The 19101-nt window shown below is 44.8% G+C and carries 17 protein-coding genes; 4 read left to right on the forward strand and 13 right to left on the reverse strand.

The genetic code is table 11. The features are described from left to right. Positions 1-409: 409 nt before the first annotated feature. Positions 410-835: a DUF4124 domain-containing protein gene (locus FE810_RS14435; RefSeq protein ID WP_138320908.1), complete on the forward strand. Its 426-nt coding sequence runs from the start codon at positions 410-412 to the stop codon at positions 833-835. A gap of 15 nt (positions 836-850) precedes the next feature. Here FE810_RS14435 and clpB read toward each other — a convergent pair whose 3' ends face one another. From clpB to rluD, 3 genes are all read right to left on the reverse strand, one after another. Continuing rightward, a complete protein-coding gene (clpB, locus tag FE810_RS14440) occupies positions 851-3421 on the reverse strand; it encodes an ATP-dependent chaperone ClpB (protein ID WP_138320910.1) in 2571 nt (856 codons plus the stop codon). A 382-nt stretch (positions 3422-3803) separates the two neighbouring features. Beyond that, positions 3804-4592, reverse strand: coding sequence for a peptidoglycan editing factor PgeF (gene pgeF / locus FE810_RS14445; protein ID WP_246037068.1), 789 nt, complete (start codon positions 4590-4592; stop codon positions 3804-3806). 22 nt (positions 4593-4614) lie between these two features. After that, positions 4615-5589: a 23S rRNA pseudouridine(1911/1915/1917) synthase RluD gene (gene rluD, locus FE810_RS14450; RefSeq protein ID WP_138320912.1), complete on the reverse strand. Its 975-nt coding sequence runs from the start codon at positions 5587-5589 to the stop codon at positions 4615-4617. Between the two features lie 131 nt (positions 5590-5720). Here rluD and FE810_RS14455 point away from each other — a divergent pair, with 131 nt between their 5' ends. Beyond that, positions 5721-6485, forward strand: coding sequence for an outer membrane protein assembly factor BamD (locus FE810_RS14455; RefSeq protein ID WP_138320914.1), 765 nt, complete (start codon positions 5721-5723; stop codon positions 6483-6485). Positions 6486-6590: 105 nt separating this feature from the next. Here FE810_RS14455 and FE810_RS14460 read toward each other — a convergent pair whose 3' ends face one another. Then, positions 6591-6929, reverse strand: a complete 339-nt coding sequence (locus FE810_RS14460; RefSeq protein WP_138320916.1) for a P-II family nitrogen regulator — start codon at positions 6927-6929, stop codon at positions 6591-6593. 452 nt (positions 6930-7381) lie between these two features. Here FE810_RS14460 and FE810_RS14465 point away from each other — a divergent pair, with 452 nt between their 5' ends. After that, positions 7382-7666, forward strand: a complete 285-nt coding sequence (locus tag FE810_RS14465; RefSeq protein ID WP_138320918.1) for a hypothetical protein — start codon at positions 7382-7384, stop codon at positions 7664-7666. A 74-nt stretch (positions 7667-7740) separates the two neighbouring features. Continuing rightward, entirely contained in the window at positions 7741-8571 is an 831-nt protein-coding gene (gene nadE / locus FE810_RS14470) for an NAD(+) synthase (RefSeq protein WP_138320920.1), read from the forward strand. Positions 8572-8635: 64 nt separating this feature from the next. On the opposite strand, the gene pilV is transcribed toward nadE, so the two are convergent. The 9 genes from pilV to FE810_RS14515 all read right to left on the reverse strand — a co-directional run bounded on the left by pilV (position 8636) and on the right by FE810_RS14515 (position 18828). Next, on the reverse strand, positions 8636-10717 hold the full coding sequence (gene pilV / locus FE810_RS14475) for a type IV pilus modification protein PilV (protein ID WP_138320922.1): 2082 nt from the start codon (positions 10715-10717) through the stop codon (positions 8636-8638). A gap of 9 nt (positions 10718-10726) precedes the next feature. Beyond that, positions 10727-11953, reverse strand: coding sequence for a PilX N-terminal domain-containing pilus assembly protein (locus FE810_RS14480; RefSeq protein ID WP_138320924.1), 1227 nt, complete (start codon positions 11951-11953; stop codon positions 10727-10729). Between the two features lies 1 nt (position 11954). After that, the gene (locus FE810_RS14485; protein WP_503169876.1) at positions 11955-12731 is read right to left on the reverse strand and encodes a PilW family protein; all 777 of its coding nucleotides are present in this window, start codon (positions 12729-12731) and stop codon (positions 11955-11957) included. Beyond that, entirely contained in the window at positions 12731-13429 is a 699-nt protein-coding gene (locus FE810_RS14490; RefSeq protein WP_138320928.1) for a GspH/FimT family pseudopilin, read from the reverse strand. Before FE810_RS14490 ends, FE810_RS14485 begins: the two co-directional genes overlap by 1 nt. A gap of 241 nt (positions 13430-13670) precedes the next feature. Beyond that, on the reverse strand, positions 13671-14114 hold the full coding sequence (locus tag FE810_RS14495) for a type IV pilin protein (protein ID WP_281278337.1): 444 nt from the start codon (positions 14112-14114) through the stop codon (positions 13671-13673). Positions 14115-14127: 13 nt separating this feature from the next. Then, on the reverse strand, positions 14128-16188 hold the full coding sequence (locus FE810_RS14500) for a type IV pilus modification PilV family protein (protein ID WP_138320930.1): 2061 nt from the start codon (positions 16186-16188) through the stop codon (positions 14128-14130). 28 nt (positions 16189-16216) lie between these two features. After that, positions 16217-17461 carry a pilus assembly PilX family protein gene (locus tag FE810_RS14505; RefSeq protein ID WP_138320932.1) on the reverse strand — a complete coding sequence of 415 codons (1245 nt, stop codon included), beginning with the start codon at positions 17459-17461 and terminating at the stop codon, positions 16217-16219. A 6-nt stretch (positions 17462-17467) separates the two neighbouring features. Next, on the reverse strand, positions 17468-18247 hold the full coding sequence (locus FE810_RS14510; protein WP_138320934.1) for a hypothetical protein: 780 nt from the start codon (positions 18245-18247) through the stop codon (positions 17468-17470). Continuing rightward, complete coding sequence (locus FE810_RS14515; RefSeq protein ID WP_138320936.1) at positions 18247-18828, reverse strand: GspH/FimT family pseudopilin; 582 nt, start codon at positions 18826-18828, stop codon at positions 18247-18249. The genes FE810_RS14510 and FE810_RS14515 overlap by 1 nt, the downstream gene beginning before the upstream one ends. Positions 18829-19101 lie beyond the last annotated feature (273 nt).

A 19101-nucleotide genomic window follows, 5' to 3' on the forward strand; every position in this document is an offset into this window, starting at 1 on the left:
GCGCATTTTAGGGATTTTCAGCGCTGCGTCAACACCTAATTCAATAAAAATCGCAAAACAATGTTTGTTTGTTCAAAAATTCCCCAGCGCTAACTTTTTAGCAACAGTGGCGCGTTATTCTATCTACATTTCACAGCGATGATGGTGTCAAATTAGCAATATCTTGTTGTATTAGCTTAGGGCTGCATTAGAAATCTTCTTGTAAATAGCGGGTGTTCTTATATAAGCCGCAGGGTTTTATTCTTGGCTTATCGTTTAATTGTTCTGGTTTCATCGTTTTGTTTAGATCGTTTTAACTGATGCGATGATTTAACGGCTTTGGTGTTTTTGATAAAACTTTGGTATAAAAGGAGGGTAAAATTTTTGTGGCCTGTGACCAGGTCTTGAGTAAATAAGAAGAAGCCTTCCTATGGATAGAAGAATTGTATTAATACCGGCATTGATGCTATTGGGTTCGATAGCGATACAAGCCAACGCAAAAGATGTGACTGTATATCGGTGGGTCGATGAAAATGGCAATATTCATTACACCCAACATGAGCCTATCGATAATGAATATGCCGAAGTAAAAATAGAAACGCCTTATAATAAAGCGAAACCGTCCTTGATGGATAAATCCATTGACACAAGCGTTAGCCAGAAAGTTGCCTCTGCTAAGCTCGCGAATCAGGCCGCGGAAAAATGTGCGAATGCGAAAAATAACCTTCGCGTATTAAACGATTTCCCGAAAGTGAAAGTAACCGAAGAAGATGGTAGCACTCGATTACTCACACCTGTGGAAAAACAACAACAACTTCGCATTGCAGAAAACGAAGTTGAAGTTTACTGCGATTAGTCAAATCTAATCACTTTAGTGAATTGAGATTTCGCCCCCACTAACGTCAACAGTAATGCTCGCCCCCGGAGCAAACTTACCTGCTAATATTTCCTGTGCTAACGGATTTTCAACGTTTTGTTGAATAGCCCGTTTTAAAGGTCGTGCGCCGAATACCGGATCAAAACCGGCTTGTGCTATTTTGGCAATTGCATCAGGCGTAACCACAAGCGTTAACTGACGCTCTTCCAGACGCTTGGTCAACCGCTGTAATTGGATAGCAGCTATCTGCGCTATTTGTTCAGCATCCAGTGGATGGAACACCACAGTTTCGTCAATTCGATTAATGAATTCAGGTTTAAAGTGTTGCCCCACGACCGCCATTACGGTTGCTCGCAACTGTTCATAACTCGATTCGGTCGCCATTTCCTGAATCAGATCTGACCCCATATTCGACGTCATAATGATCACAGTATTACGAAAATCCACAGTTCGCCCTTGGCCATCGGTCAGTCGGCCGTCATCCAGCACCTGTAGCAATATGTTGAAAACTTCTGGGTGCGCTTTTTCTATTTCATCCAACAAAATGACCGAATAAGGCTTGCGTCTGACCGCTTCCGTAAGATAACCGCCTTCCTCATACCCCACATACCCCGGAGGCGCGCCGATCAAACGGGCGACACTGTGCTTTTCCATAAACTCGGACATATCGATTCGAACCAACGCATCTTCGCTATCAAACATGAAGTTTGCTAACGCTTTGGTTAATTCCGTTTTACCGACACCGGTAGGTCCAAGAAACATAAAAGATCCAATAGGTTTATCGGGATCGGATAACCCGGCTCTTGAACGACGAATCGCATTGGATACTGCCGTCACCGCTTGCGTCTGACCAATGACTCGCTGTTGGATTTCTTCTTCCATCCTTAGCAACTTGTCCCGTTCGCCTTCCAGCATTTTAGCGATAGGGATACCCGTGGCCTTCGAAAGCACCTGCGCGATTTCAACATCGGTCACTTTATTTTTTAATAGTTGCATATCGACAACCGGATTTTCTTCTGCGTTTTCCAGTTGTTTGCTAAGGTCCGGGATCACACCATATTGCAGCTCAGCCATTCGTTCAAAATCGCCACTGCGTTGTGCTACCTCGAAATCTAATTTTGCTTGTTCTAGTTCGGCTTTGATATTTTGGGTTCCATAGAGTGCAGCTTTTTCATTCTTCCAAACCTGCTCCAGTTCGTCATACTGAGTCTGATTTTCCTGAATCTCTTCCTCCAGTAACTGCAAACGTTTTAATGATGCATCATCCGTTTCTTTCTCAACAACTTTCTGTTCCAGCTTAAGTTGGATCAAGCGCCTTTCAATACGGTCTAAATCTTCCGGTTTAGAATCCATTTGCATACGGATACTCGATGCAGCCTCATCAATCAAATCGATGGCTTTATCTGGCAATTGACGGTCACTGATATAACGGTGCGATAGCGTTGCCGCAGAAACAATTGCAGGATCGGTTATTTCTACACTGTGGTGCAATTCATAACGCTCTTTCAGGCCACGCAAAATCGCCACGGTATCTTCGACGCTGGGTTCATCAACCAACACTTTTTGGAAACGGCGTTCCAGAGCAGCATCTTTTTCGATGTACTGACGATATTCATCTAATGTTGTTGCGCCAACGCAATGTAGATCGCCACGTGCCAGCGCCGGTTTGAGCATATTACCAGCATCCATCGCGCCGTCTGTTTTACCCGCACCAACCATGGTATGCAGCTCATCGATAAATAGAATGACCTGGCCTTCTTCTTTGGCTAGTTCGTTAAGCACCGCTTTTAAACGTTCTTCAAATTCACCCCGATATTTGGCGCCGGCAATTAGCGCCCCCATATCAAGCGATAAGACTTGTTTATTCTTGAGACCTTCTGGCACTTCACCATTGATAATGCGTTGTGCCAACCCTTCAACGATCGCAGTTTTACCGACACCGGGCTGGCCAATCAACACGGGGTTATTCTTAGTTCGGCGCTGTAACACCTGCACGGTACGACGAATTTCCTCATCGCGGCCAATCACTGGATCCAGTTTGCCCTGCTCTGCTCGTTCAGTCAGGTTTACCGTATATTTGTCAAGCGCCTGACGGGTATCTTCCGCATTCGGATCGTTAACATTTTGACCACCACGCACTTGCTCTATCGCTTGCTTTAATAGTTTCTCTTTTAATCCCGACGATTTTAATAAACTTCCTAACGGGCCTTTATCTTCCAGCGCCGCCAATAAGAATGTTTCCGATGAAATAAATTTATCTTTTTGCTTTTGCGCAAGTTTGTCACAGAGGTTTAGCAAGCTTGCCAGTTGATTCGAGACCTGAACATCACCACCACTGCCTTCCACTTTTGGCAGCTCTGCTAGCATTTGATTTAGCTTGCTGCGCAGCGCGGTGACTTCTATCTGACACTGTTTAAGTATTGACGTTACAGAGCCATCACTTTGATTTAACAGTGCCAACATCAAGTGTATCGGCTCAATAAATTGATTGTCGTGACCAAGCGCCAATGATTGAGCATCGGCTAATGCTTGCTGAAATTTCTGAGTTAATTTATCCACTCGCATTTATCAATCCTCTTTGAAATTCTCGTTATCCACACTCATTATGTGGTTTTGTTACGTTATATTGTTTAAATAAGAACCACAGACGGAAAATTCAATAGTAAGTTAAAAAATAATTAGCAGCATTTTACTAAAATGCTGCTGCCACAGAGGTAGACGGCGTCGAGGAAGAAAACGATTTTGTTGCGACTCGTTTTCGGTGGGAGCTACCGCGGTGGATACTGACCTGCACTTTATTGCTTATGCACTCAAACCTACAAAACATTCACTATCATTGTCGCATTTTACCAAAATGCTGCTGCCACAGAGGTAGACGGCGTCGAGGAAGAAAACGATTTTGTTGCGACTCGTTTTCGGTGGGAGCTCTCGCGAAGAGGAAACGTGGCTATTGCGTTACGCTACCCGCAAGCGAATTTTTCATGATCACCGTTGCCATGCGGCCCGTTCGGCCATCTCGGCGGTAAGAGAAAAACTCATTTGGATTAGAGACTGTGCAATAAGAGCTTTGGTAAATATTCACAACACCCAATTGTCGCAAGGCGTTTGTCGCCAACCGCGGTAAATCGGCGATAAATTTACCTGGCGCTGAGTTTTTGAAACAAGCACCATTATCGGCACTGAGTTCCATAAACTGCTCGCGTACCTCGCTACCCACTTCAAACGCTTGATTACCGATGCAAGGACCTAACCAAGCATGGATATTTCGTGATTGGCAGGAAAACTTCGTCACGGTATTTTCGACAATACCGGATGCTAATGGGCGCCAGCCGGCATGAATGGCGGCAATTTCAGTCTCATATTCGGAACTATGTTCTGAAGCTAATAGAATGGGTAAGCAATCGGCGGTTAGAACGGCGATGGGTTGATTGGCCATCCGTGTAAAGACAGCATCCGCAGTAATCGCGTTAGGGCTATATGACGTGAGCTCATGAACATGGTTACCATGCACCTGATTTAACCATTGAATCGGCTGTTCATCAAAATACCCGGACAGTTGCTGACGGTTTTGTTCGACATGAGAGGGGTGATCGCCAACATGGTCGCCGCAATTAAAAGACCCAAAGGGAGCATCGCTGTGCCCCCCTAGTCGTGTTGTGCTGACCGCTTTAATTAAGCGTTGTTGACCATCATTAACCGAAAATACCGGCTCAAGATTATGTTCTTTAACAAACACCACCCGCTCCCTCTAGCAGTGACTAATAGTCTTCCACCATATTCTGCTGCGCGTCTAAATGCAACGCATCGGCAATCGCCTGCATATCATCGGGAACCGGCGCATGCCAGGTCATCAACTCACCACTAACCGGATGATACAAAGATAGCATCGTCGCATGGAGTGCCTGACGTTTGAAATTGCGGAGCATATCCCTTAATTCATCGCTGGCATTTTTCGGTGGTCTTGGACGCCCGCCGTATACCGGATCACCAACCAATGGATGGGTAATATGCGCCATATGCACACGAATTTGATGGGTACGACCGGTTTCCAGTCGCAATCGTAAACGGGTATGTAAACGATACTTTTCGGCGACACGGTAATGAGTCACCGATGGACGCCCTGAGTGGGTCACTGCCATATGTGTACGTTTCGTGGCATGGCGACCTATCGGCTCATCAACAATACCACCTGCGGTCATAATGCCATTGGCAATCGCTTCATATTCGCGGGTAATTTCCCGGTGCTGCAAAGCGTCGACTAAATTCGTTTGCGCAGCTATCGACTTAGCGACAACCATTAGACCCGTGGTGTCTTTGTCCAAACGGTGCACAATTCCGGCCCGAGGTAAATTTTCCTGATCTGGGTTGTGATGCAGCAAGGCATTTAAGACGGTACCATCCGGATTTCCTGCACCGGGATGTACCACTAGACCCGCGGGTTTATTGATTACCAGGATATCGTCATCTTCGTAAACAATATTTAACTCGATGTCTTGTGGCTCATAATGAACTTCAGCCTCAACTTCCGCGTCAAGGTTTATCACCTCTCCACCATACATTTTTTCTCGAGCTTTTGTGGTAACCTGCCCGTTAACACTGACATTTCCAGACAGGATCCAATCTTTTAGTCGGGATCTGGAAAAATCCGGGAACATTTGGGCAATTGTTTGATCTAAACGTTTACCTAAGCAGGAATCGGGAACCGTTTCCTCTATTTGTATTTTCTCAGCCATTAAGGTCTCTATGAATTAGCACTGTGCAATACAGATAAGCTGGGTTAGAATGCAATAACCTTTATTTTACCCGCTTTGTGTCGGGCTTTCATAATTATTTTAACTGGGTATTAGCCAGACGCGGAAAACCTATGCAGAAGTTAGCTTTAAAAACAATATTATTAACAGTAGTCGTTGGAGTGGCCGGTTGCTCATCGGCACCTAAAGAAATTCAAAAAGTTCCAGACAAATCCGCTCAGGCACTTTATCTTGATGCAAAAGGTGCTCTTGATAACGGTTTATATCAAAAAGCCATTCCGATTTTATCGGCAATCGATTCTCGTTACCCCTTTGGTGCAGTATCGCATCAGGTACAACTGGATTTGATTTACAGTTACTACAAGACTGGCGATTCGGCTCAGGGCATTGCCCTAGTGGATCGTTTTTTGCGATTAAACCCCGGACACCAGAACGTTGATTATGTGCATTATATGCGCGGCTTAATTAACTTGTCTGAAGAAGAAAACCTATTCCAGCAAATGGCTGGCATTAACCGAAGTGACCGCGATCCAAGCCATGCTCGCGACGCGTTTAAAGATTTCAAAACAGTAATGACTCAGTATCCTGACAGTAAATATGCTGCGGATTCTCGAGCGCGAATGATTGCTATTAAAGGTCGCCTTGCGGATTATGAATTGTCGGCAGCGAAATTCTTTATGGAACGTCAAGCCTACGCAGCAGCCGCTAATCGTGGTCGTTACATCGTTGAATATTTTGCACCGAGCGCCCAGGTTGAAGATGCTTTGGTGATCATGATTGAATGTTATCAGAAGTTAGGGTTATCGGATTTAGAACGTAATGCAAAACAGGTTCTTGCGTTAAACTATCCAAACAATGCAATGGTGAAGAATCTATAACTGAATAGCCTTTAGCAGGTGTTGAGTATTTAAAGTACCACCTTGCGTGATTGAACAAAAAAGCCGGGATATCCCGGCTTTTCTTTATGCAAAATTAACACAGCATTAAATTGCCGATTGCCCTTCTTCTCCGGTGCGAATACGAATAACACGTTCGATATCGGTTACGAAAATTTTTCCGTCGCCAATTTTACCGGTTTGAGCGGTTTCAATAATTGCATCAATACAACGCTGCAGGTCTTCTTCTGCGACAACAATTTCAAGTTTTACTTTGGGGAGAAAATCCACCATGTACTCTGCACCACGGTACAGTTCGGTGTGCCCTTTCTGACGACCAAAACCTCTTACTTCTGATACGGTCATGCCGTTAATGTTCACCCCTGCCAGAGCTTCTCTGACATCGTCCATTTTAAAAGGCTTAATTATGGCTTCAATTTTTTTCATTGCAGATCCTTTCAATTTTTCAAAACAGCAGACATAACCATTGCCAATGATTTACGACCTGTTGAGCAATATACGTCACAAATCGCAAAGATGCATGTTAGCTTGCCAATAGCGGCATCTAATGAAATGGCTGTCCAAACAATTTTTACATGTGTTTATCGAGTTAACTAAAGGTTATCTGTAATTCCCTGTCAGGTAAAGCAAAGGTGCATCGCAAATGCCATAAAATGGCTTCGCCGATCCCCCCCGAACAGCAGTGTTAAGTGCCTGTTTGGCTTTTACCCGTTTGCCCGTTTGGCCGATAAGGACATTAATACATAAGTTTCGTTGCCCCACATAAAATTTTATTGAAGATTTTGGCAAGCGAAATAGGACTTTGCTGGATTTATAGGACGTAACGAACTAGCGTTTTATTAGGTACATTCGTTACTCGCGCCCGGAGGCAAACCAGTATGTTAAGTAAAGTTACCTTAATCCTTGTTCTTTTATTTTCAGTTTCGGCATGCAGCTATTTTGAAGGCAGCGAGCGAAAATCCGATGATTTCAATTTTGATCAAGATATGGTCACCGGAATACGGTTGGTTGAGTGCACGGAGCAAGATGACGCTGGTTTTTGCGTTTCGGCACAATGCGATGCCGACGATCTCGACAATTGTGAACAATGGCTGCAACAGTGCAAAGACCAAGACTTACAAAGCAAAGGCAATAAAGAGTCGGCAAATTGCATGAGTCGTTAAATGCAATGCACATATAGTCACTGGCCAATAACATTGATAAACTAGAGTTTTTACTGCATTTTTTGAGGTTTACCATGGATCGCCAGGCAATCATTGATGAGATGAAAGTGTTACCAGAAATCGACACACAATTTGAAATCACTCGACGAGTGAACTTTATCAAGGAACAATTGGTTAAATCTGGCCTTAATCATTTGATCCTTGGAATTAGTGGTGGCGTTGATTCATCAACCTGTGGACGGCTCGCACAACTTGCCGTTAACGAGCTAAATCAAGAGCATGGTGGTGGTTATAAATTTATCGCCGTAAGATTGCCTTATAACGTACAAGCTGATGAAGACGATGCGCAACTGGCGCTAACCTTTATTGAGCCAAGCGAAACCTTAACCACAAATATTATGGCAGGTGCTGAAGGTATCCATGAAGAAGCCGTCACTGTGTTAGAGCAATCGGGTTTGTTAAATGCGGATAATAATCGCCTGGATTTTTCAAAAGGCAATGTCAAAGCCCGGGCTCGCATGGTAATGCAGTATCATCTGGCGGGGATTTTAGGTGGATTAGTGATTGGTACTGATCACAGCGCCGAAAACATTACTGGGTTTTTCACCAAGTGGGGTGATGGTGCTTGTGACTTAATCCCATTATTTGGTTTGAGCAAACGCCAGGTTAGACAATTGGCCACAGCACTGGGTGCTCCCGAGAAGTTAATTGTTAAGGCCCCAACCGCGGATTTAGAAGAACTGGAACCGGGTAAAACCGATGAAGACGCACTGGGTCTGACCTATGACAATATCGATGATTTTCTTGAAGGCCGAGCCGTTTCGCCCGAAATAGAAAAAACGCTGATTGATATCTATTTGCGCACCCAACATAAGCGTCAACCTATCCCCTGCATCTACGATTAATGCACCGTTAACCAAAAAAAGCCGCGTTTATCGCGGCTTTTTTACTTATAAAGTGACCTAATCACTAGGTTCCCGGGCAGCTAGCATTGTGTGCTACAACATGCAGATCCAACTGATAATCCCCTAATACCAGCGAAGACAAGACTACTGCAGTAGAGCCCCTGTTTACATCAACAATCACGTTATCTGCCGCAGCGTTAACCGCACTGACATCTGTTAAGCAAACTTGAGGCTGATTCCCGCCATTGCCAGAGGCAATGTTGATGCTCAGGTTGCCAGTAAAACTTTCGGTTAAATCAACAGGACTCGTTCTACAGGTATAGGTATCAAAACCAGACGAGATGCTACAAGTACCATTAGTTGAGTCCGCAAACACCGCTTCGAGGTAACTAAAGCTCGTGGCGGTGGTAATATTGCCACTAAATGTCACCTCACCATAAACTGAATAATCCACAGCAGAACAATCAAAGCTATCCAAGTTGCTGTCAGAGCTAACACTCGTTAAAAACTGACGGTTGCGATCGCAGGTAAATACGCCGGCATTGTCATCGAACTCAATATAACCATCCCAACCATTGCCCCAGTCATAAACATCACAGCTGTATTGAAGCTGATACCCATCGAGAACCGTTGTAAAGCCTTGATAATGGCAATTATCGGCACCGTCAGAGGTATTGGCATCGGGGTTGAACTTAGTTAACGGGTGTGTCGTGTCAATATTCGCGATAAAACTGACTTCATGACGCATCGCCGGTGGATCACTGGGGTCAAATGGGCAATACGGATCCATTTGATATCCAAATGCATTCATTTTGGTTGCATCAATAAAGCTGGAGTTGGTATTTAAACAGAAAAAATCTGTCGGAACACCGGCAAATAATTTTCCTGGCTCGCCATTGATGTAACTATCTGCTCGCACCATAATATTTTCAAGCATGCACAATTCACCCTGGTTACTTCCCGGTGCCATGTCTGAAACCACAAAGTCATGAGATGCTTGTCCCTCTGCAGGTAACTTCAAAGCATCGGAGACGCCAACTGAATAGTATATGGTGTCACCGCTTAAATCCGTGATCGGGTTACCATTAGAAGTTGCAAAAGCCATGCCCCGATAGACGCGTCGCGCGGCAATTCTCGGGTCGGCAAACGCATCTAGGGAAGTGGGATCCCCCTGACATATTTTGTCGCGCTGGCTAATACCATCCGCTAACATCACACCAATATTGCCGTGCCATCCACCACCAAGATAGCAGGTGTAATCAAAATAATGATAATCACCATTCGCGGTTAGGGTTGCAGTTGCCGTTGAGTCATCAATTTGCAATGCTTGCGGGTTGCCATCTGCATCCAATCCATTTGTATAGTACCGCTGACAGTAAGCGGCATCCGAGGCTTTTATGTAAACATCACCCGGTTTCAAATTATTTTGTGTAGAAGTATCAATGTACACTTTGCCGGATATTTCAACAAAACCTGTGCAAGGCAAGGTCGAGCGTTGACCATCGCTATCTAGTTCACAAGCATCTTCTAAAGTGAGAACCACATCATCTCCAGCTTTGTCACCGTTGGTCAGACGCAAATCACCATCGCCTCGATCTAATAATCCGGTTAGATCGCCATTACTGCTAGTGTCTACCTGATCACCGGCTTCAACTTGGCCGGCACCTAAAACGGCTCGTCCAGTCGCCGAGCGCACCAAAGGATCATTGCTTAAGTCCATACCAAGCTGACCGGTCAATGATGGGGATTCAAACCCGAGTTCCGTCTCCAGAACAACCTGTTCGGTCTCACCGGCACTGCTCTCCCAGCTGACCATCACCGTAATGTTTTTTGTATCAGCACTTTCACTGATGTCTTCTTGACGGGTAAATTGCGCATTATTACCGGTAATATTGGTCTGATTACTGTAACCAGTGGTGGCCGTGAATAAGGTATTAAATTCATCAGCATCGCTGGCTAACGTCGTGTAATTTCGCATCTGCTCAAGGCGCTGCTGCGCTAACGCGATCGCTTCTGCTCGCGCTTTATTGTCATTGCTATCTTCAATGATTTCAGATTGAAACGCCGCTACGGCTAATAACCCTACTGCTAAGATCGCCAATGCAATCAGAACTTCAACTAAGCCAAATCCTTTAATTCTTTTCACCGCTCTCTCCTAGAAATCTTTCCAGCTACCTGCAGCCACTGTGCGAGGTCCATTACTGCGAGTCTTTTGCAAAAGCCCGGTATTAAAATGAATATCAAGGCTGCCGCTGGTGGAATTAAATGTACCACCCGAGATAACCGCGCCGTGGAATGTTGAATTACCGGAGGCTGTTGCCGTACCCATGATAAATACCACACCATAAAAATGCGGTGAACCTTTAAACTCGACATCACCATTTATGATTAAAATGGATGGCGCTTCATCAGCCGTTGCACATACATTCGAGCCATTTACGGCACTTCGACACCCTACGGTACCACCATTGATTTCGACATTTCCTTCATACCAAATGACTTTATTCGTGGAGCCCTGCACACATGATGCATAAGTATTGGCAGCGCACTCTCGTGTTTCCGAGGGGTTTGCAGGGTCAACAACAACCGTTGCCATTAATTCCCGATAAGCATCCGGTGCCATGCCAAAAAAATTTTCGAAAATACCTGCAGGACTTAAGTTGGATAAATCACTGTCATGTTCGAGAATATCCAGCCCTACAGTCTCTTTGTTTGAAGTCTGAATTTCACCACAAGCTCTCGGTACATCCATACAAGCGGGATAAGTTAAATCGGTGGGGTCGGCAACATACGTTGCGGTAGAGTTATTTGAACCAATATCTACATCGCCGCCACTCCAAATCGTCGAGTGTCCTTCTGGATTGTGAATTGTCGCGGAACCGTTAACATCCAATGCGCCACGAGTTGTAAGCGGGTTATCGGGATGATTGGGCAATGGATCTAGCGATTGCATGGTTACGGTAACGGTTTTGGTGGATGAGCGATCATCACTTACGGCCTGAGATACAACCCTTAAAGAAGAGATATCATCGGCGGTTATATCATTGACTGTCACCGTGACTAGCGCTGAGCCTACCAATCCACTCGGAGAATCACCAATGCCATCGGTATCGGTATCAAATACCGGATCAATAACACCGTCATTATTGCGATCAATTCCGTCGGCTAAATACTCAAGCGCAATCGCAAGTCCGCCTTCGGCCGCTTCAAATGTGGTTTTACCACGAAAATCGTTATTAACAATTTTTTGTTCAAACAACACGCTACGTGCCAGATACAAAGACACCATAGTGATCAACACCATCAAGACAATGGATATTGTCAAAACGGCCATTCCCTGTTGATACTTTTTAAATTTATACGAGGGGCTTACACTATCCATACTACCTTACCCTAATTAAGTCATTACGGACTCTTACGCTTTGCGTAATTTCCATGGTTACGTCCTTATCATTGTTCAAAGCCCCAGATACGGTAATTTCGATATCACGAGTTTCCACGGTAATATCACCACTACCGTTTGTCGGTATCTGGTTATAACAATTTGCTTCTGCTGCATCATCAATGCCATTCATGCCATCATCATCGACCCTATTCGGCTCCGATGAGTCCACACATTGAGAATTCTTTGGATTAAAAGTCAGCTTATCGATGGTATACAGATCACCATCGCTGAGTGCCATCCAATTGCCATTCGTACAACTATCACCATCGGTAACTGTCCCCGCGACTCGCATTTCAATCACACCGGACACCAGTCTAAATCCGAAATATTCTGTATCTTCGTCCACTGCGCCGTTCTCATTTTCATCATAAGAAAACAAAATACAGGAACCGTTGGCATCGGTATTTTCACTTAATAGAGCGTTTGAGTTAACGCTATTGATAACGGCAAGCGCCGTATCACCGAACTGATTAAAAGGGTTAATCGTGGGTGCTGAGGTAAAATCTCCCCAGTAACCGGCTCTGCGAATATCGTTACTCATCACTGACATTAACGACATTAACTGGGTATTTAACTTACTCGACTTTAACGTGTCGGCACTGGATTTCACGACAGCAACATAAATACTCAACACGCCGCCCAAGACCACCATCGACAACGCCATCGATAGGATCAAATCGATAAGAGTCACACCTTGTTGTTGATGCAACCTCATCACTTACATTCCTGATAGTCGTTCAAATCAGGTGAGCAGATACTGATATTGCCAAGTTTGGTTAACATGATCTGGGTTGATAAATTCGATGGCGAGGACAGAGTCAATATCAAGGGAGCACTGGCAAACCCTCTTTTTGGATCAAATATGGTTGTGGCTGAGGAAGACGTGGCGCTGGTGAGCGTTAAAATAACTTGTTCATATTGGCTGGATTGCAGGCGATTAAGAACATTGTCGTCTGCGGCGATAAAACTATCATCGCCATTGTCTATCATAAGCACACATGCCTGGGCGTCGGCATTACTGGAAATACTCGGGTCACAGCTACTATCGGCATTTAAACCATAGGCCCAATCGTTGGACCCCAAGCCGGTAAAATTCACGAAAATTGACTGAGAACGACTAAGAGATTCAACCCGAGCCTGTTGTAAAGAACTGTATAAATCTTCGGTTGCGGCAACCAGATGACGAGATTCGATACTGCGAACAAACGAAGGTGTCGCGATCGCGGCAATGATCGATATTATCGCGATAGTGATGATAAGCTCGAGCAGGTTAAACCCGAGCGCGATTGTTTGCGGCCGAAGTCGAAGGCCTTTTTCGCCGTTAGAAAGTGGTCGAAAAGTGAAGTCACTTGTTCGATAGTCGTTGTGGCGCGACCGAAAAGACGCATGGTCTGCGTTAAATTTATTAGCCATTTACCCTACCCCTTATTCAGGGTTACATCCAATGTATCAGCGAGTTACCGTGACAGGCACCTCTGCTATTCCTTTCATTTTTATTAGGAGTTAAACGACGACTACTGACTGTCTATTTTTTAATCTACCACCTTTCCCATGGGAATCGCAATATCTTTGTTTATATCTTAAACGCTTGATATATAAGTAAAGGGCCAATAAAAAAGGCCCAAACAGGGCCTTTTTTAAATAAGATTGAGCGTTACCAGCACCCGGTTGGTGCCTTAAGTCCTTTCGGATCAGATGCGTTCACCGTTAAGGTTATGCTGGTACAACCGGTGTCCTGTGCTTGTGGGCCAAGTGCGGTTGCAGTAATGGTATAGCTATTGCCACTGGCATTACTTAATGCAAATGAATAATACCCTTCCTGACTGGCGCTACTGCCTTTTACCGTTGTTGCACTGCCTGATGCTCCGCAGGTGTTTGCACTGCCCAAAGCCTGACCATAAAACGGACAGTTACCTCTCAGCTTTTGTTGTGCCAGCATCATCGACATCATGCCACTATGGGCATCGGTACGTCGGGCTTTTCTGACACTGTCTTGATAGGCTGGATACGCAATCATAGATAAAATACTAATAATTGCAACGACTACCATTAACTCAATCAGTGTAAAGCCCTGTAACTTTCCTTTTATCGTTCTCACTATCTATTACTCCCTAAAGTGCACAACCGGTACTACGGCCAATAACTTCAATATCAACATTGATAGTACCGCGGCCTACATCTGTAAATTCAATGCTGGCGGTTTTACCCGGAATAATATTTGGAGTGATGGCAGGAGCCGGAATTGCGGCACTCACGCAAACATCATTTTTATTCTTCGCCGCGGAATACATAATCTTACCAGACCATTGGTTTACCGCGTCAAATTCAGCACTAGTACAAGAGTAACCAGTTCCATCGGAGTTAGTCAAACAACTTCCTGTCGCATCAGAGATGGTAATTGCGCCAATCGCACCATCAGTTTTGGTGATATTACCCACGATGGTAACCGTACCTTTACCGGTATCATCATTGGCACAACTAAAGTCATTAATCGTAGTATCAGTGATCACATCGGAAAAATTTTGTTTCAGTGTGGTACAGGAGAATAAGGAGGTATCCGGGGTTATCTGCACAAATCCCGTCCAGCCATTGCCCCAGTCATAAATATCACAGGTATAGTGGAGCGAATAAAGATCATCCGCAGGTTTCGTCCAGTAATCTCTGCGACAATTACCAAGACCATCGGACGTATTAATTCGGGTCGCATAGACGTTATTTTCCCAGAAACTGGTTGACGCTAAGTTAACGACACCGCTAATTTCATGACGTTCCGAAGGCGGATCCGACGGATTAAACGGACAAAAATCTTCTATCCCATAGCCAAAGATATCGAGTTTTAGTTGATCGACATAGGAACTATCAATGTTTAAGCAAAAGAAATCCGTTGGTACCCCAGAGAAAAGACTTCCAGGGGTTCCAGAGACGTTAGCATCCGTTCGCACCATGATCCCTTCAGAGGTACAAAGCTCACCGTCATTATCCCCTGGTCCCATTCCTGCCAAAACAAAATCATGGCCTGCATCGCCTTCCGCCGGAAGAACCAAGGCATCGGAAACGCCGATGGAGTAATAAATAATATCATCGTTGGCATCGCGCAATTTCGTGGTATTGGTGTCATCAGTAAAGTCATGAGCCATACCTCGATAGACTCGACGACCGGCTATTTGCGTATCTTCCCATGGATTTACAGAAGTAGGATCTCCAACACAGACCTTATCTGTTCGGGTGATACCACCCTCCAATACTAAGCCAATGTTGCCATGCCAGCCACCACCAAGATAACAGGTATAGTCGAAATATTTATAGTCGGAGTTAGCCGTAATGTGGGCGTTAGTTGTAGAAGAATCAACGGCAATAGGTTCAGCATCCGCGTTGTAATAATAGCGCTGACAATAGGCGGCATCGGATGCTTTTACATAAATATCCCCCGGAGTCACTCGACTTTGGCTTGCGGTATCAATATACACTCGACCTGATATTTCGACAAAGCCAGTACAAGGCAACGTCGTACGATCCCCATTAGTATCCAGCTCACAGGCATCTTTTAAGGTTAAAACGACATCATCACCTGTCTCACCACCGTTGGTCAGGCGTAAATCACCATCGCCACGATCCAGTATTCCTGTATTATCACCGTTTTGCGTCATATCAACGGTATCGGTGACTTTTACTTCACCTTCACCCAATTCTGCTCGACCGGTTGCCGAACGAACCAATGGACCATTGGCGTCAAAGTCATCTAATTCACCGACTAAAGATGGTGATTTAAATCCAAGTTCGCTTTGAATAATCACTTCCTCGGTTTGACCCGAACCATCTTGCCAGCTGACTTTAATCGCGATTTCTTTGGTTTCACTACTTTGGGTAATGGCTTCTTGTCGAGAAAATACCGCGTTTACGCCATTGTGAGCTGTTGTACTCCCGAACCCTGTTGTTACGGTAAACAGAGTATCGAATTCACTGACATTTTTTACCGTATCGGTGTAATTTCGCATTTCTTCGAGCCGAGCCTGAGCAAGCGCCAACGCTTCTGCACGGGCCTTATTACTGGCACTGGAATTGATCAGCTCACCTTGAAATACCGCAACCCCTAACAGGCCTACCGATAATATTGCCACCGCAATCAAGACTTCGATTAAGCTGAATCCAAATGATTTTTTATTATTTTTCATCGTGCTTCCTTATTTGCAATCCTGTCCATTAGAAATCATGCCAGCTACCTGCTGCCACGGTTCGTGGGCCATTCTCGCGCGTTTTTTTCAATAGTCCGGTATTAAAATGAATATCCAAACTACCACTTGTTGAGTTCAAACTGCCGCCGGTGATTACCGCTCCGTGGAATGTAGAGTTACCACTGGCACTGGCATCGCCCATAATAAAGACCACCCCATAAAAATGCGGGCTTCCTTTAAATGTGGCGTTACCGTCAATAATTAAGATTGTTGGCGCTTCATCACTATCTGCACATAAATTACTACCGGTAACGCTTGAACGACAACCGACAGTACCACCATTAATTTCGACATCGCCTTCAAACCACACCACTTCATTGGTAGAACCGGCGACACAGGCATCATAGGTATTGGCCGCACAACCAACCGACTCAGCAGGTGAGCTAGGATCGACCACGATCGAAGCCATCATTTCTTTATAAGCGTCAGGCGACATACCAAAAAAGTTTTCGAAAATCCCTGCTGGGGTGAGATTGATCAAATCCGAGTCATGTTCGAGAATATCCAAACCGACGGTTTCTTTATTGGATGTCTGAATTTCAGCGCAGCCTCTAGGAATATCCATACAACCGGGGTACGTGACATCGGTGGGATCGGCGATATAGGTTGCGGTTGAGTTATTTGAACCAATATCGACATCGCCACCACTCCAGATGGTACTGTGACCTTCGGGGTTATGGACTGTCGCCGAACCGTTGACATCAAGACTGCCTCGAGTCGTTAACGGGTTATCGGGGTGATTCGGTAGTGGATCTAAAGACTGCATGGTAGTGGTAACACTTTTTTCCGATGCTGCATCAAAACTTGTTGCCTGAGATAACACACGTAACGACGTAATATCGCCAGCAACAATCTCGCTAACCGTGACCAGAACATTGGCTTGCCCAACCACGCCTGTCGCTGAATCGCCAATTCCATCGCTATCCGAATCAAAAACAGGATCAATCACGCCGTCATTATCACGATCCAGACCATTGGCTAAATACTCCAATGCAATCGCTAACCCCGCCTCTGCGCTTTCAAACGTTGTTTTTGATTTAAAATCGTTATTCACCATTTTCTGCTCAAACAAAATGGTTCTTGAAAGATACAGGGAAACCAGGGTTACCAGAATGATTAAGATAATGGATACCGTAAGCACGGCCATACCGGCCTGCTTTTTAGGATGTTGAATGTTGGTGGGGGACTTTACTGTGTATTTACTGCGACACATGAAAATCTACCTTATTCTTATCCAGTCATTTCTAACTCTGACTGATTGAGTTATCGACATTGTCACTTCCGGATCTGCAACGAGTGCAGCACGCATGGTAATTTCAATGTCTCGGGTTTCGACTGTGGTGTCACCGCTGCCTGCGGTTGGGACCTGCGAGTAACAATCTCGTTCATCGTCATCGTCTTCGCCATTGGCACCATCATTATCCTGGCCATCGGGCTCGCGAGTATTAACACAGGCAGAGTCGCCACTGTTAAATGACAACTGCGTTATCGTATAAAGATCAGAGTCGCTGAAAACGGTCCAAGTGCCGTTATTACAGCTGTCGCCGTCGGTAACTGTTCCGACCGTGCGCATTTCAACATTACCGTTGTTTAAGCGATAACCGAAATATTCAGTGTCCGCGTCAACGATACCATTTTCGTTTTCATCATAGGAATAAGTGATGCACTGCCCACTCGTCGTGCTTCCCAGCGTTAATTCCGTATCGCCGGACATCGAGTTAATTACTTCGATTGCAGTATCATCTTGCTGACTAAAAGGGTTGGAAGAAGGTGTTTCGGTAAACGTAGACCAATATCCTGCCCGACGAATATCGTTGACCATAATACTCATCATGCTCATCATCTGCGTGTTGAGCTTACTGGACTTTAAAGTTGCCGCACTACTTGAAACAACGGTGACATAAATATACGTCGCACCGGATAAGACAATCATACCGAACACCATGCCGAGCAATAGTTCGATGATGGTGAATCCTTTGACCTTACCAATTTTATTCATTAACTACAGCTCCTGTATTCACTCAGGTCGTTTGAGCACAGCTTGACATTGCCGATTAAAGATAAAGAAACACTGACATTGACGCCGGACTTATTCGTTAAGGTATAAAGACGAGCACCATCGGTTGTGCCCCGGGCGGGATCAAAGGTGATGGAATTTCCTGCCGTTCCACTGACGGTAGAGGCCTGCATGGTGATATTGTCAAAATCGCTGGCACTAAACTGATGCAATACATTGTCATTCGCCGCGACAAACGCACCATCGCCATCATCGATTTGTAGCACACAGGCGCTAGCCGACGTGTTATCGGTAACTGTAGGATCACATGCGGTTTCTTGATTGATGCCAAATGCCCAGGAAGTTGAACCCATACCAGAAACAGAAAAGACAACATCATCAGAACGCAGTAAAGATTCAGAACGCGCTAACTGCAATTGCGAATACAGAGCTTCTGCAGCACTGGTTAAGTGGCGGTTCTCAATACTGCGGACAAAACTTGGGGCAGCGACAAGCGCAAGAATCGACATGATTGCCAGCGTTATCATTAATTCTATGAAGGTGATACCACGTATTTTTTTCATTATTATTAACGTCTTAGATCCCAAAAATGGAAATCAATTTAGGTATTAATGTTTATTGCGTTGTGACAGAAACGACTTAGTTTATGCAGTTTCTATCAACCAAAAGTCGTGGAATTATCGAAAGTACAGAGGGGGGGTTTACTATCTTAATGCACGTATTCTGACCATTGTTGTTACAGCATTCGCTACAAAACCTCAGTGAAAATATGTTATTAACCAAGATGATAATAAACAATTTACCAACAACTCTCGCTAATTCCAACTAAAAATCGC

It is taken from the genome of Thalassotalea litorea, from assembly GCF_005843925.1.
Taxonomy (GTDB): domain Bacteria; phylum Pseudomonadota; class Gammaproteobacteria; order Enterobacterales; family Alteromonadaceae; genus Thalassotalea_A; species Thalassotalea_A litorea_A.